Genomic DNA, 14,940 nt, shown 5'->3' with positions numbered 1-14,940 from the left:
TCAATGGGTTGCACGAAGAGGATCACCGAGCCGGGAGAGACTCGTCAAGGCCTCCCGTCCGCACGCCTAGAATTCCCCAAGTCGAATGCATGCGACCGGCGACTTGGCTGCGACTGTTTTCCGGATTGGAATCGGCTTGCGCCAAGTCGGCGCCAATCCGCCCCTCAGTCCCCGGCAAGTCATTTGACCGAGGATGACCGTCGCGGCTCGGAAAGCCCGAAATCCTGCGGCCTGAATTCACGAGTTCCCGGTGGCCGGATCCGTGACGGCTGCCGCCCGACGAAGTGACTGCCAAGGAGAACGTCTTGTTGAAACTTCCCGCGGAACCAGACCGGCGCGCGCCGCAGGCCCCCACCGGGAGCGCCGACGCGGACCGCGACGCCTGCGACAGGCTGCTGGCCCGGGTCGGCGTCGCGATCGACGACCTCCTGAAGGCCGAGAGAGCGCACTGGGGGGCGGTGAACGCCCGCGTGGCGGTACCGGTCGAGGCGGTCGCCGACATCGTCAGGGCGGGTGGCAAGCGACTGCGGCCCGCCTTCTGCGTGAGCGGCTACCTGGCTGCCGGCGGCACGGCGGACGAGCGGGACGCAGCGGACACGGAGACGGTCGTCGCGGCGGCCGCCGCGCTGGAGCTCCTGCACGTGTTCGCCCTCATCCACGACGACATCATGGACAACTCCGATACCCGGCGCGGGACTCCCACCGTGCACGCCAAACACGCCGCCCTGCACGCGGAGCGCGGCTGGGCCGGCGAGCACCGCCGGTTCGGAGAGGGCATCGGCATCCTCGCCGGCGACCTGGCGCTCAGCTACGCCAACCGGCTCGCCAGCGGGCTGACCGGCCCGGCCCTGCAGATCTGGAACGACCTGGTCACCGAGGTCATCATCGGGCAGCAGCTGGACATCGCCCTCGCCGCCGAGCTGACGGCCGACCCGGCGCTGTCCCGCTGGGTGGCCGTCTGCAAGTCCGGCCGCTACACGATCCACCGGCCCCTCGCCCTCGGGGCGGCCATCGCCGGACGGCCCGAACTCCAGCTCCCGTTCGAGGAGTACGGGGTCGCGGCCGGCGAGGCCTTCCAGCTCCGCGACGACCTGCTCGACGCCTTCGGCGACGGGGTGGCCACGGGCAAGCCCGCCGGGCTGGACCTCGTGGAGCACAAGATGACCCTGCTGCTGGCCCTGGCCGCCACCAAGGACGAGCGGGTGGCCCGGCTGGTGGAGGACGGCAGGAACGGCGGCTGGGACCCGGCCGAGCTGAGCGAGGCCCTGCACGCCTCCGGCGTCCGCCAGGAGGTCGAGGAGCAGATCGACCGGCTCGTCGGGGCGGCCTGCGCGGCGCTCGACGGCGCGCCGCTGGCCGAGGACTGGGACAAGCGCCTGGTCAAGATGGCCGAGCAGGTGGCCTACCGCGACCGCTGAGCCGGCCGCACACCGCACCGCGCACCACCACGCACCACCAGAAGGGCCTCCCGGCGGGTGCCGGGAGGCCCTTCGTACGTCACGTACGCGGCGCCGTCACTTGCCGCCGAGAGCGGGCTCCAGGTCGGGGGCCTCCACCAGGGGCTCGCGGTCGTCCTCCCGCAGGAACAGCTTGCTGGGCCACCACATCCAGCGGCCCACGTCCAGGGTCAGCGCCGTGACCAGCACCGAGCGGACGATCATCGTGTCCAGCAGGACGCCGAACGCCACCGCGAAGCCCAGCTCGGCCGCGAACACCAGCGGCAGCGAGGCCATCGCGCCGAAGGTGCCGGCCAGCACCAGACCCGCCGAGGTGATCACGCCACCGGTGGTGGACAGGCCCAGCAGGGCGCCGCGCCGGGTGCCGTGCTCCACCGACACCTCGCGCACCCGGGTGACCAGGAAGATGTTGTAGTCGATGCCCAGTGCGACCAGGAAGACGAAGGTCAGCAGCGGGAAGGAGGCTTCGGCACCCGCGAAGCCGAAGACGTGGTTGAACACCAGGCTGCTCACACCGATGGCCGCGCCGAAGGACAGCACCACCGTGGCCATGAGCAGCACCGGGGCGACGACCGAGCGCAGCAGCAGCATGAGGATCAGCAGCACCACGACCAGCACGATCGGGATGATCACCTTGGAGTCGCGGGCGGCGGCCGTCTGGGTGTCGAGCATGACCGCCGAGCTGCCGCCGACCTGGGCGTCGGCGCCCTCGACCGCGTGGACGGCGTCCCGGGCGTCCTTGACGGTGCCCATCGCGAGCGTGCTGCTGGGGTCGTCCGCGAGCTCCCCGAGCATGACGGCCTCGCCGTCCTTGGCCGTCGGGGGCGTGACGCTCACGATGCCGGGGACACCGAGCAGCGCGGTCCGCACCTGCTCCGCCGAGGCGGCCTTGCTCACGACGAAGATGGGGTCGCCGGAGCCGGCCGGGAAGTGCTCGGCCCGGATCTTCTCGCCGACGGCCATCTGCGGGGTGTTGGTGAACTGGTCCTTGTTCGCGAGCCCGTCGGCCTTGAGGCCGAGCACGCCCAGCGCCATGACGGCGAGTGCGAGCGCGGTGCCGATCCACACGAGCCGCGGCCGGCCGGAGACGGCGGTGCCGACCCGGGCCCAGATTCCGCTTTCGGCGGTGGCGGGCGCTCCGTGGACGGGCTTCACCGGCCAGAAGATCCAGCGGCCGCAGGCCACGAGCAGGGCCGGCATCAGGGTGATCATGGCGAGCAGGCCGACGAGGACGCCGACGGCGCAGGCCGGACCGAGTCCCTGGGTGGAGTTCAGGGTGGCGAGCATCAGCAGCATCAGGCTGACCGCGACGGTCGCGGCGCTGGCGATGATCGCGGGGCTGGAGCGGTACAGGGCCTCCGCCATCGCATCGTGCCGGTCCTCGTGCCGGAGCAGCTCCTCCCGGTAGCGGGAGATGAGCAGGAGCGCGTAGTCGGTGGCGGCGCCGAAGACCAGGACGGTGAGGATGAAGCTCGTCTGCTTGTTGACGACCAGGCCGGCGTTCTTCGCGAGTACGTAGATCACCGCCTCCGAGGTGACCAGGGCGACACCCACGGTCAGCAGCGGGAGCAGCGGCAGCAGCGGGCTCCGGTACGTCAGCAGCAGGATCGCCACCACCACGAGCGCGGTGATCGTCGTCAGGGCCCCGCCCCCGCTGAACGCCTTGATCGAGTCGGCCGCGTAGCCACTCGGGCCGGCGACGTGGAAGCCGAGCCCGTCGGCGTTCTTCTTGCCGACCTCGGTCATCGCGTCGACGACCGTGCCGATGCCCTCCCAGCCCGACTTGTCCTTCTTGACCTGGACCACCGTCTGGATGGCCTTGCCGTCGTCGGACTTCACCGGCCCCTGGGCCGGCCCGACGATGTTCTCGATGCCCTTGAAGGCCTCGACGTCGGCCTTCGCCTTGTCCAGGTCGGCCTCGGTGACGCCCGCGGACCGGTCGTAGACCACGACCGCGGGGATGGTGTCGGCGGACATGAACTTCTCGGCCCGCTCCACGACCGCGGTCGATTCCGCATTGCCGGGAAGCCAGGCCGAATTGTCGTTCTCTTCGACGTCGCCGAGCTTTCCGGCCAGCATGAGGGCCGGAACGAGCAGGGCCGCCCAGAGTGCGATGACGACCCATTTGCCCAGCCTTCCACTGGGCAGGGCCGCTATCTTGCGCATCATGTCAATTCCTCGGTCTTCCGTCGAAGGGTAAAGAGCGCGAAGGTGCTGCTGAGACGTGAACGGTCAAGAGGCTAGGGCACGTTGACCCCGCACGAAGGGAGGAGGAGGTCCAGGACCTCCTCCTCCCCCGGTGCGTTCAGCGGCCGTGGTGACATCGAGTGGGCGATTCCTCGAATACGGCGTGAACGGCCATGCCCCGAGCCTCAGTTGACTCCCTGGAGCACGGCCGCCGTGTCCCAGATCCGGGAGCGGACGTGCCCGAAGGCGAGCAGCACCGGAGCGTCGGTCAGGATGGGGAAGCTGTACGGGAACGGGCGCGGGCCGACCATGTCGGGCGGGCCGCTGTATCCGCCGTCCGCGTTCTGGTGCGCGAGCAGCCAGGACAGCGCGCGCCCGATGGGCCGGTGGTCGGTGCCGTAGCACAGGGTGATCAGCCCGTAGGCGGTGCTGATGTCGTCGCTGGGGTCGCCCGGCTGCATCCCCCAGCCGCCGTCCTCGTTCTGCGTGTCGAGGACCGTGCGCTCGATCCGCTCGGCCATCCGGGCCACGTGGTGGTCCTGCGGGCCCGCGGTGCAGGCCGCGAGGCGCGCACGGAAGATCGTGTGCAGCCGGCTGCGGCTCCAGCCCGGCTCGAAACCGCCGTCTTCGAGCTGGCTTTCGGTGAGGAAGGTCAGGGCGCGCTGCCGGGCGGCCAGCGTGCCGGGGTGCGGGGCGAGCCCGCAGATGGCCGCGGCCGTCATACAGGGTTCGGAGGAGGCCCCGGCGACGTACGTGGGGAAACCGCCGTCGGCGCCCTGGACCGCCAGCAGCCCCGCCACCCCGCGCCGCACGGAGTCCTCGTAGCCGATCGGGTCGATGGCCTGGAGGAACTCCAGGGCGCACGAGGTGTCGTCCACGTCGTTCTGCGCCACGATCTCCGACATCGACCAGCCGTCGGTGAGCGTCGCCCCGCGGGAGAGCGAGGCGGGCGCGGCGCCGCCCTGGTGCTCGACGAGCATCCCCGCCATCCGGCGCAGCAGCTCCGTCGGGGCGCCCGCCGCGACGAGGGCCGTACCGGCGGTGGAGGTGCACCAGTTGTGCATCTCCAGCACGAACGGGAAGCCGCCGTCGGCGCGCTGGTGGCGCAGCAGCGTCTCCAGGCCGCTGCGCACGGTCTCCTCGTTCCCGGGGAATCCGGCGAGCCCGTGCAGCACCAGCAGGTGCATCAGGGCGTACCCCTCCCACACCGTCGTCGCCGGGTCGGTGGCGGCCAGGGTCTCCAGCGCGGCGGCGGTGACCTTGTTCTCCACCCCCGCGGCGGCGGCGAGGATCAGGGTGACCGAGGCCTGCTGCACGGCGGCCCAGGAGTGCAGGGGGTCGGAGGGGACCTCGTCGGCGACCGCGCCCAGGACCTCGGACGGCAGCGGGCAGCCGAGGACGGACAGCACCGCGCACACCATCATGCGGCGGCGGGCGGAGATGAACCCCGGGGCGTCGCCGAGCACGCCCTCCGTCAGCTTGGCGACCAGCTCGGCGTCGCCGTCGGACTCCCGGCCGGTGGCCCGTGCGAGGGCGAGGGCCGCGAGGACCCGCTCCAGCTTGTCGGGGGTCTCCTGGTTCGCCCGGAGGAACTCCAGCAGGCGGTCCCGGGCGGACGAGTCCGTACCGGTGCGCGTCATCAGCGCCAGGGCGAGCGCCGATTCCAGCACCCTGCTCTGGCACTCCTCGCGCAGCGCGCCGTCGGCATCGACCCGGCCGGCGACGTGGGCGATCAGCCGCTCCGTGGCCTCGCGCACCTGATCGGGGTCGACCTCGGCGGGCCACGGCATCGGGGCGGCGTACTCCAGATCCGCTATGTACACGGAATGCTCCTATCTGTGGGGCCGGGGAGCGGGATCAGCGGACGCTCTGGGCGAACTGGAAGAACTTGTACGGGTCGTACTTGGCCTTGACCGTGCGCAGCCGCTGGTAGTTCTCGGCGTAGTACGAGCGCTCCCAGTCGGGCAGCCGCGCGTCGATGAAGTTCTGGTAGGTCTCGCCGTTCGAGTAGGGGTCGATGGCGGCGAAGCCCGCGTCGACCCAGCGGTTCGCCGAGGCCTTGGCCTCGTCGGCGACGGGGGCGACGGCGTTCGCGGTGAGGAAGCTGACCGAGAAGAGCGTGTCGCGGTGCACGTACGCGGTGGCGGTGCGCGCCACCTTGTTGGCCTCGCCGCCCAGGGCGGAGATCTGCAGCTGGCGCATCTGGCCGGGCATCCGGTCGCTCTCGAAGACCGCCAGGGCCTTCGCCCAGCCCTCGCGCGGCATGGTCCGCTTGAACAGACGGCTGCGCCAGGCGCCGAACGCGGCGCGCGGGACCTTGCCGCCCGGGCTGGTGTCGTCGCGGTGGCACTCGTCGACGGTGAGCTCGGCGCAGCGGTAGAGCTGCATCATCACGCTCTTGTACGGGGCGGTGAACTTCTGCTTGAACACCGGCGGCACGCCGACGATCGACAGGAGGCGGGCGATCTCCGCGTCGAAGGCGGGACCGGTGTCCACGGAGCCGAGGAAGATCGACGCGGTCGGGACGGTGCCGGGGGCGGCGTCCGTGAGCGTGACGTTCATGCCGCTGCCGATCGAGTGCGGCGCGTCGACCAGCCACTTCGCCCAGCCGTCGAGCATCTCCAGCGCCTGCGCGTAGGGCCAGGCGATATTGATGGCCGCCACGTTGGTCAGCGGCGAGGGGGTGACGTCGTAGTGGGTCACGATGCCGAAGTTGCCGCCGCCACCGCCGCGCAGGGCCCAGAACAGGTCCCGGTGCCGGTCCGCCGAGGCGGTCACGATGCGGCCGTCGGCGAGGACCACCTGCGCCGAGGTCACCTTGTCCGAGGCCATGCCGATGTAGCGGGTGAACAGGCCCATGCCGCCGCCCTGGAAGAACCCGCCCGCGGCGACAGTCGGGCAGTAGCCGCCGGATATGCCGAGCCCGGCCGGCGCGAGGGTGTTCGCGATGTCGACGAGCTGCGCACCGGTGCCGATCCGCGCGGTGCCGTTGCCGGCCCCGAGGGTGACCTCGTTGAGCCCGGACACGTCGATGACGAGGCCCTGGGTCGTGGAGTAGCCGGCGGCGCTGTGGCCACCGCTGCGCGCCGCGACCTCGATGTCGTGGTTCTGGGCGAAGTTCAGACACTTCGCGACGTCGGAGGGGGTCTTGCAGTAGGCGACCGCGCGCGGGTTGGCGGCGTCGAACTGGACCTGGTAGAGCTGCTTCGCGCGCTGGTAGTCCGCGTCGGACGGCAGGACCAGGTGTCCGCTGAGCCGCTCCTCCAGCCGGCCCCACCGGATCCCGGACCGGGTCCGGGATCCCACGGACGCGGAGGCGGACGCGGGGAAGACGGCGGACGCGCCGGCCGCGGCGAGGGCGGCTCCGCCGGTGCCGACGAGGAACTTTCTGCGATCGATCATGTGCTGCTCTGCCTCTTCTACCCAGGAGATCTTGCGTGCGGGACGGGTGAGCGCCGGGGCGCTCGGGGGGAGGGCACTGCCCGCGCCCTCCCCGGTGCGGGGCCTTCTTGCGGGGCCTGGTTGCGCGGCCCGTTACGGGGCCTTCTGCTCCAGGACCTGCGCGAGCGCGGCGGCCAGGGCCTCGGCCGGGTTCTCCTCGCCGCCTGCGCTGCGCCAGGCGACGTGGTTGTCGGGCCGGACCAGCACGGCGCCGTCGGCGGCCGTCTGGCGGACCGCCTCCCAGGCGCCGTCGACGTCGGCGTACTGCCCGCCTTCGCCGATGGCCACGGCGACGACCGGGACCGAGAACGTCTCGGACGCCCGGGCGGCCGCCTCGGCCCACGCCGTCCCCTCGGGGCCGGTGATCAGGACGAAGCCGGTGCGGGCACCGGTCAGGTCGTGCGTGGACAGGCGGCGGCCGTCCTGCTCGATCCACGCGTGGGGCAGCCGGTGCCCCGGGCGGGTGGTGGGCTCGTACACGTCGCCCAGGGCGGCGCGGGCCGGCGGCCGGCTGCCGTCGGGGACGACGGCGCCCGCCTCGTAGGCGAAGCCGATCTCCACGTCGTGGGCCTGGCACTCGCCGCGGTGGGTCGCGAAGATCTCCGCAGCCCGCTGACGCTGGGCGGCGCCGACCGGGGTCGGGGCGAAGTAGCCGAAGAACACCGGCGTACGGCGCTCCGCCGGGATGTGCTGGCCGAGGCCGACGGCCCCGTCGATGACGACCTGGTGGTGTGAGGCCGCGGACATGGCCCAGCCCAGGTTGAACTGGCCGACCGGCTTGCGCTCCGCCTCGTAGGTGTCGAGCAGGCTGTCGGGGGCGTTGCCGGCGACGACCGCCGCCAGCTTCCAGGCGAGGTTGTGCGCGTCCTGGATGCCGGTGTTCAGGCCGAGTCCGACGGCGGGCGGCTGGCGGTGCGCGGCGTCACCGGCGAGGAAGACCCGTCCGTAGCGGTAGTGCTCGGCGAGCACGGCCTCCACGGTCCAGCTCGTCACGTCGTGCAGGGTCACCTCCAGCTCGGGCAGGCCTAGGACCTCGCGGATCCGGGCGGTCACCGCCTGCGGGTCGGTGCGGTCCACGCCGACGAGGTGGAGGTGCATGCCCCATTCCTCGCAGTTCTTCCCCCAGGTCGGACCCATCTCGATGAGGGCGCTGGAGAGGTCCTGGCGGTAGGGGTTGAGGAACCAGGTGATGAGCGAGCCCTCGTTCCACACCTCCGACAGGTCGGCGGAGAAGTAGACCGTCGTGGCGTCGAACAGGGAGGGCAGGCCCTGCATGGTCACGCCGAGGGCCGCGCCGACCGTGCGGCCGCCGTCGGCCGCGATGGCGTACCGGGCCACGACCGTGGTGGTCGCGCCGGTCTCGACGTCGCGGATCTCGGCGGTGACGCGGTCGCCCTCCTCCGAGATCGAGGTCAGCTCGTGGCCGAACAGGACGCGTCCGGGATTGCGGCGCTCGGCGTGCTCGCGCAGGATCGGCTCCAGCCGGACCTGGGGCAGCTTCGCCGACAGGACGGGGCCGGCCGCCGCGTACGTCTCGCTGAGCCCGCCGCCGCCGAAGCCGTCCATCTCGTGGATCAGCTTCCCGTCCAGCGGACCGGCGCCGGTCAGCGTGGTCTGGTAGCGGACCTTGCCGAACTTCTCCAGCGGGGCGCCCTGTTCGAGCACCTCCGCGTCGAGGCCGTGCTGGCGGAAGACCTCCATCGTGCGCTGGTTGATGTAGTGCGCCTTCGGCAGCCGCGAGGTGTCCGCGCGGCGCTCCACCAGCACGTGGCCGACCCCGTGGTCGGACAGGAAGGCGGAGGCCGACAGGCCGGTCCCGCCCCCGCCCACGATCAGGACCGGAACTTCGATGGTTCCCATGTTCGTCTTCGTCCTTCCAGAAAATGACAGCTCGAAATGAGCAGTGCGCAGGAGCGGGGAGGGGGAGGTGAACCGGAGGATCTTTAAACGGGGTTGTCCAGCGCCCCGTCTTCCAATTGCATGATGTCGAGCACTCCGGACTGCCACCGGTAATAGGACTGGAGCTTGTAGTACTCGCCGTCGGGCTGGGAGGCGACGGCGTACACGAACTTGGTGGTGGGATCGGCCGCGCGCACGTGCTTCACGAACCGCTCGACCTTCGGGTCGAGTTCGACGCCGAGGGAGGTCGGGTCCTCGGTGGCCACGGCGAAGCAGATCCGCTCGACCTTCGGAGAGTCCCAGTTCAGGGTCACGTAGATGCCGAAGGCCTGCCGGCCCAGTTCGAGCATCTGGGCGCTCGGCTCCGCCTGGTCCACCTCGCGGAGCATCGACCGCACGGCGTCCGGTGCGAAGCCGCCCGTGGGGGGCTCGCCGAAGTACACGTTGACGGTCTTGTGCTTGTAGTCGATTCCGAGCAGGCCGACCGTTTCGCCCATGCCGTACCGGGCGAAGAACTCGATGCTCTTTCCGAGGCTGGGCGGCATCGACGGGATTCCGGCGAGCTTCGCCGTCGCCTGGAGGTCGTTGCGGGGAAAGACCAGCCAGATCTTCTTGAATCCGCGGACGACCCCGAAGTCGATTCCGTAGCTCTCGACCGGGCAGGCCTCCCGGATGTCGGAGAGCAGGGCGCCGACGGGGTGGTCCGTCCGCGGGGTCAGACCGTGTTCCACGGCGAGCGCGTACGGGTCCACGTCCAGCGGGGTCGTGAACCGGCAGTCGAGCTCGCCCTCGTGCTTCCGGCCGGTCCCGAGCCGGAACGCGACCACGGCCTGCGCGAGGGCGTCGCCGTACATGTCGAGGAGGGGCAGGACCTTGTCCCGCGCGCACTCCACGTCCAGCAGGCCGGCCGCTTCCTCGATGGCCGCGTAGAGAACGTGCACCGGGCTCTCTTCGGTGCTCCCGGCCGCCTCACTCATGGCTGTCATCATCTTGACGCTTCATGTGGGCAACACTCGGACACCGATCTTGCCGTCCACTGTTCCGCGACTTGACGCCGACTTGGCGGTGATCCCGCAGGCCGGAGCACGGGTGCGTGCGGGCACGCCGAGCTCCCGGCGGACCGGGGCCTCCACCGGGAGACCCGTCCGCCGGGAGCGCGGGGCGCGGCGCGCGGCGCCGCCGGGCGGCTCAGACCTGCCGCAGGAGCTTGTCCTCCAGCCGGCGGGACAGCTCCACCCGCCGGGTCTTCATCGTGGCCGTACGGGGCAGTTCGGCCAGCGGGATCTGGATCGGATCGGCGAGCTGGGGATAGGCGGCGACGGCCGTGCGCCAGCGGTCCCGGTCGAGCGGCTCGTCGCCGTGGGTGCAGACGATCGGGACGCCCCGGGAATCGGGGCCCAGTACGACGACGAGCTCGACCAGCTCCTCCAGCCTGTCCAGCACGAGGTCCTCGATCTCCAGGCTGCTGCCCACCCCGGGGATCATGTCGATCTCGCGGTCGAGCATGTGCAGGCAGCCGAACTTGCTGCGGTAGCCGACGTCCCCCGTGCGCCACCAGCCGTCGTGCACGTTGGCGTCGTAGCGCTCCTGCTCACCGTGGTACGTCTTGGCTATGCCGTCCCAACGGGCGTCGATGAGACCGGGGTTCTGCGCGGAGGGCCGCTTGCCGTTCTGGCTCACCAGCCGCACCCGCGCGCTGCCCGGCAGCGGGTAGCCCACGCAGCGCCCGTCCATCCGGTGCGCGGACCAGCGGTAGTACGGCCGTCCGACGGCCGGGCCGACCTCGCTCTGCCCGTAGATCTGGAAGAACTGCGCCCTGCGCGCGGAGGCCCCGAGGAGCCGGCGGACCGTCCTCGGGTGGATCGCGTCGAAGGTGCTGCTGAAGTACTTCACCGAGGCGAAGGGCTTCCGGGGATCGTCGGCCAGGTTCTCCCACGCCAGGAAGGAGTTGGGGAGCGCCTCGATCAGACCGGGCCGGTGCTTCAGGAAGAACTCGGCGACGTCCTCGGGGGCGCCGCGGTTGACCAGCAGCACCGGCAAGCCCTTGGCGAGGCACAGGGCCATCGCCGCGAACATCCGGGAGTGGCCGAAGGCGATGTGGATCGCGACCGTCTCCCGCTTGCGCATCAGCGCGAGCAGGACCAGCTGCGGCCGCAGCCGGGCGCGCATCGTCCGCGGGGTGTGCACCACGAGCTTGGGTATCCCGGTGGTGCCGGACGTGTGCGTGATCATCGCCGGCTCGTCCAGGCCCTGGAGGCTGGGACGTACGGCCGCAGACCCTGCGAGCTCGGCGAGCGAGGTCACTCCGGGGGCGGAGCCGCCGACGCTGATCACGCTCCGGGTGAGCTCGGCGAGCGGCAGCCCGGCCAGCGCCTCCAGCTTGGGGCCGTCCGTGAGCAGGTGCGGCCTGTCGAGCCGCTCCATGAGGGCGGCGAGGGTCGGCCCGTCCAGCGTGTGCGACAGCATGACCGGGACCGCGCCCGTGCGCGCCACGGCGGTGGCCAGCAGCCAGACGTCGAAGTTGGCCGCCTTGTGGACCACCACGTGCTCGCCGGCCTTCACCCCGGCGGCCGAGATCCGGCCCGCGAGGTCCTCCACGTGCCCGGCGAGTTCGGCCACCGTCAGGTGCCGGCCCGCCCCGGGCAGGACGTCGAGGTCGTGGTCGAGGGTCAGCGGCGTCGAACCGCCCGCCGCCGCGGCCCGTTCCGGCACGGACCCGAGATAGAGACCCTGCTTGTGTATCGAATTCCGCCTCATGAGACCTCCGTCCAGACCCGCGTCGCTCCCGGTGTTCGCTGGATAACGGCGGTCTGTATCACGACACTTCGGAGTCCCAGCATCCGCCGGAGCACTTGGGCGGAACTGACCCCCGAGTTGGCCGCCACTTGGCCTCGGCGGCGGCCCTCGGGGGCCCGGCTCAGGACCCGGTGAGGTGTTCCGGCCGGACCGGGGTCTTGTTCAGCTCCAGCCCGGTCGCGGCGCGGATCGCCGCGAGGACGGCCGGGGTGGACGACAGGGTCGGGGCCTCGCCGATGCCCCGGACCCCGTACGGGGAGTGCGGGTCGCCCATTTCGAGGTAGTCGACCGGGAGCGTCGGCGTGTCGAGGATGGTCGGGAGCAGGTAGTCCGTGAAGGAGGGGTTCCGCACCTTCGCGGTCTTCGGGTCCACGATGATCTCCTCCATGATCGCGACGCCCAGGCCCTGGACGGTGCCGCCCTGGATCTGGCCGACCACGGACAGCGGGTTGAGCGCCTTGCCGACGTCCTGGGCGGTGGCGAGCTCCACGACCTTGACGAGGCCGAGCTCGGTGTCCACCTCCACGACCGCACGGTGCGCGGCGAAGGAGTACTGGACGTGGCCGTTGCCCTGGCCGGTCCGCAGGTCGAAGGCTTCGGTGGGACGGTGGCGCCACTCCGCCTCGATCTCCACGACCTCGTCCTCCAGGACGTCCACGAGGGCGACGAGCACCTCTCCCCCGGCGGTGACCACCTTCCCGTCCTCCAGGAACAGTTCGGCGTCGGCCCACGCCGCGTGCCGGTCGCCGAACTTGCGCCGGCCGATCTCCAGGACCTTCTCGCGGACGAGTCCGCAGGAGTTCTTGATGGATCCGCCGGTCATGTACGTCTGGCGGCCGGCCGAGGTCGACCCGGCCGAGCCCACCTGGGTGTCGGCCGGGTGGATGGTGACCTGCTGGACGCCGAGCTCGGTACGGGCGATCTGCGCGTGGATGGTGATGCCGCCCTGGCCGACCTCCGCCATGGCCGTGTGGACCAGCGCCACGGCCTCACCGTTGATGACCTCCAGGCGCACCTTGGCGGTGGAGTAGTCGTCGAAGCCCTCGGAGAAGCCGACGTTCTTGATGCCGACGGCGTAGCCGACGCCGCGGACGACCCCTTCACCGTGCGTGGTGTTGGACAGGCCGCCCGGCAGCGCGCGCACGTCGGCCGCGCCGTCGGCGCTCTCCCACTGGCGCTCGGGCGGCAGCGGGCGGGCCTTGACCCGGCGCAGCAGCTCGGCGACGGGGGCCGCGCCTTCCACGATCTGGCCGGTGGGCATGACCGTGCCCTGCTCCATGGCGTTGAGCTGCCGGAACTCCACCGGGTCCATGCCCAGCTCCGCCGCGAGCTTGTCCATCTGGGCCTCGTACGCGAAGCAGGCCTGGACGGCGCCGAATCCGCGCATCGCACCGCACGGCGGGTTGTTCGTGTAGAGGCCGACCGCCTCGATGTCCACGTCGTCGATGACGTACGGGCCGACCGAGAGGGAGGCCGCGTTGCCGACGACCGAGGCCGTGGACGAGGCGTAGGCCCCGCCGTCGAGCACGATCTTGCACTTCATGTGCGTGAGCTTCCCGTCCCGGGTGGCGCCGTGCTCGTAGTACAGCTTCGCCGGGTGGCGGTGGACGTGTCCGAAGAAGGACTCGAAGCGGTTGTAGACCATCTTCACGGGCTTGCCGGTGCGCAGCGCCAGCACGCTGGCGGTGATCTGCATGGAGATGTCCTCGCGGCCGCCGAAGGCGCCGCCGACGCCGGCCATCGTCATGCGGACCTTCTCCTCGGGCAGGCCGAGGACCGGGGCGATCTGCTTGAGGTCCGAGTGCAGCCACTGGGTGGCCACGTACAGGTCCACTCCCCCGTCCTCGCAGGGCACCGCGAGTCCGGACTCGGGGCCGAGGAAGGCCTGGTCCTGCATGCCGAAGGTGTACTCGCCGGTGACGATGACGTCGGCTCGCTCCCGGGCCGCCGCCGCGTCTCCGCGGACGATCGGCTGGCGGTGCACGATGTTCGGGTGCGGGACGTGACCGGCGTGGTGGTCGTCGCGGTTCTCGTGGACGAGTACGGCGTCGGGGGCCAGGGCGGAGGCCTCGTCGGTGACGAGGGGCAGCTCCCGGTACTCGATCTTGATCTTGGCGGCGGCGCGGCGGGCCGTCTCCGGGTGGTCCGCCGCCACCAGGGCGACCGGCTCGCCGTGGTGGCGGACCTTGCCGTGCGCGAGGACCGGAGTGTCCTGGAACTCCATCCCGTAGTACTTCACCGGGGTCGGCAGGTCCTCGTAGGTCATGACCGCGTGCACGCCGGGCAGGGTCAGGGCCTCGGAGACGTCGATGGAGACGATCTCGGCGTGGGCGACGGTGCTGCGGAGCGTCTGGCCCCACAGCATGTCCTCGTGCCACATGTCCGAGGAGTACGCGAACTCGCCGGTCACCTTCAGGGTGCCGTCCGGGCGGAGCATCGACTCTCCGATGCCGCCCTTGGTACGGGCTCCCTGGGTGCCCTGGGTGACCTCGGTGGGAATGCCGGTGGTGGTGCCAGCCATGATCAGACCGCCTCTTCCTGGAATCGTTCGTGTTCCCGGCGGGCGGCGGCCAGGCGCACCGCGTCCAGGATCTTCTCGTAGCCCGTGCAGCGGCAGAGGTTGCCGGACAGGGCCTCGCGGATGTCCGCGTCGGACGGCTCGCCGACCCGCTCCAGGAGCTCGTCGGCGGCGACCAGCAGACCGGGCGTGCAGAACCCGCACTGGACGGCGCCGCAGTCGATGAACGCCTGCTGGACGGTGGACAGTTCACTGTCGCCGCTGTCGCCGCTGTCGCCGCTGCCGCCGCTGCCGCCGACTGCGGCGTCATCGGCGTCACCCTCACCTACGCCTACGCCTACGCCCTCGACCGTGCTCGTGCTCGTGTCGCGACCCCCGTGCGCGACACGCTGCCCGGCGTAGGCGGCCAGTCCCTCGACCGTCACCACGTCCCTGCCCTCGGCCTGACCGGCCGCGACCAGGCAGGAGCAGACCGGCACCCCGTCGAGACGGACGGTGCAGGAACCGCACTCCCCTTGCTCGCAGGCGTTCTTGGAGCCGGGCAGACCCAGCCGCTCCCGCAGCAGGTAGAGGAGGGACTCTCCCTCCCAGACGTCATCCGCTTCTCTCGGACGGCCGTTGACCGTGAGGTTCACGCGCATG

Annotated in this window: 9 protein-coding genes; 1 reads left to right on the top strand and 8 read right to left on the bottom strand. The window is 71.3% G+C overall.

The window, feature by feature from the left end; translation table 11 throughout:
* The first annotated feature begins 305 nt into the window (after positions 1 to 305).
* On the top strand, positions 306 to 1,418 hold the full coding sequence (locus ACZ60J_RS23450; protein WP_469684614.1) for a polyprenyl synthetase family protein: 1,113 nt from the start codon (positions 306 to 308) through the stop codon (positions 1,416 to 1,418).
* A gap of 96 nt (positions 1,419 to 1,514) precedes the next feature.
* Here the strand turns inward: ACZ60J_RS23450 and ACZ60J_RS23445 are convergent, their stop codons facing one another.
* From ACZ60J_RS23445 to ACZ60J_RS23410, 8 genes are all read right to left on the bottom strand, one after another.
* The gene (locus tag ACZ60J_RS23445; RefSeq protein ID WP_469684612.1) at positions 1,515 to 3,626 is read right to left on the bottom strand and encodes an MMPL family transporter; all 2,112 of its coding nucleotides are present in this window, start codon (positions 3,624 to 3,626) and stop codon (positions 1,515 to 1,517) included.
* 203 nt (positions 3,627 to 3,829) lie between these two features.
* Positions 3,830 to 5,467 carry a prenyltransferase/squalene oxidase repeat-containing protein gene (locus ACZ60J_RS23440; RefSeq protein ID WP_469684610.1) on the bottom strand — a complete coding sequence of 546 codons (1,638 nt, stop codon included), beginning with the start codon at positions 5,465 to 5,467 and terminating at the stop codon, positions 3,830 to 3,832.
* Between the two features lie 34 nt (positions 5,468 to 5,501).
* A complete protein-coding gene (locus ACZ60J_RS23435) occupies positions 5,502 to 7,046 on the bottom strand; it encodes an FAD-binding oxidoreductase (protein ID WP_469684608.1) in 1,545 nt (514 codons plus the stop codon).
* Between the two features lie 132 nt (positions 7,047 to 7,178).
* Positions 7,179 to 8,945 carry an FAD-dependent monooxygenase gene (locus ACZ60J_RS23430; RefSeq protein ID WP_469684606.1) on the bottom strand — a complete coding sequence of 589 codons (1,767 nt, stop codon included), beginning with the start codon at positions 8,943 to 8,945 and terminating at the stop codon, positions 7,179 to 7,181.
* An 83-nt stretch (positions 8,946 to 9,028) separates the two neighbouring features.
* Positions 9,029 to 9,961, bottom strand: a complete 933-nt coding sequence (locus tag ACZ60J_RS23425; protein ID WP_469684604.1) for an aromatic prenyltransferase — start codon at positions 9,959 to 9,961, stop codon at positions 9,029 to 9,031.
* A 211-nt stretch (positions 9,962 to 10,172) separates the two neighbouring features.
* The gene (locus ACZ60J_RS23420) at positions 10,173 to 11,741 is read right to left on the bottom strand and encodes a class I adenylate-forming enzyme family protein (protein ID WP_469684602.1); all 1,569 of its coding nucleotides are present in this window, start codon (positions 11,739 to 11,741) and stop codon (positions 10,173 to 10,175) included.
* Positions 11,742 to 11,901: 160 nt separating this feature from the next.
* The gene (locus tag ACZ60J_RS23415) at positions 11,902 to 14,301 is read right to left on the bottom strand and encodes a xanthine dehydrogenase family protein molybdopterin-binding subunit (protein ID WP_469684600.1); all 2,400 of its coding nucleotides are present in this window, start codon (positions 14,299 to 14,301) and stop codon (positions 11,902 to 11,904) included.
* Between the two features lie 2 nt (positions 14,302 to 14,303).
* Positions 14,304 to 14,939, bottom strand: coding sequence for a (2Fe-2S)-binding protein (locus ACZ60J_RS23410; RefSeq protein WP_469684598.1), 636 nt, complete (start codon positions 14,937 to 14,939; stop codon positions 14,304 to 14,306).
* Position 14,940 lies beyond the last annotated feature (1 nt).

It is taken from the genome of Streptomyces sp. NPDC104226, assembly GCF_055584085.1.
This window is presented reverse-complemented; position numbering and strand designations above follow the sequence as displayed.

Bases quoted from the DNA above. Each gene is read 5' to 3' on its own strand.
- ACZ60J_RS23445 (WP_469684612.1), bottom strand. From the start codon at position 3,626: ATGATGCGCAAGATAGCGGCCCTGCCCAGTGGAAGGCTGGGCAAATGG.
- ACZ60J_RS23435 (WP_469684608.1), bottom strand. From the start codon at position 7,046: ATGATCGATCGCAGAAAGTTCCTCGTCGGCACCGGCGGAGCCGCCCTC.
- ACZ60J_RS23430 (WP_469684606.1), bottom strand. From the start codon at position 8,945: ATGGGAACCATCGAAGTTCCGGTCCTGATCGTGGGCGGGGGCGGGACC.
- ACZ60J_RS23425 (WP_469684604.1), bottom strand. From the start codon at position 9,961: ATGAGTGAGGCGGCCGGGAGCACCGAAGAGAGCCCGGTGCACGTTCTC.
- ACZ60J_RS23420 (WP_469684602.1), bottom strand. From the start codon at position 11,741: ATGAGGCGGAATTCGATACACAAGCAGGGTCTCTATCTCGGGTCCGTG.
- ACZ60J_RS23415 (WP_469684600.1), bottom strand. From the start codon at position 14,301: ATGGCTGGCACCACCACCGGCATTCCCACCGAGGTCACCCAGGGCACC.
- ACZ60J_RS23410 (WP_469684598.1), bottom strand. From the start codon at position 14,939: ATGCGCGTGAACCTCACGGTCAACGGCCGTCCGAGAGAAGCGGATGAC.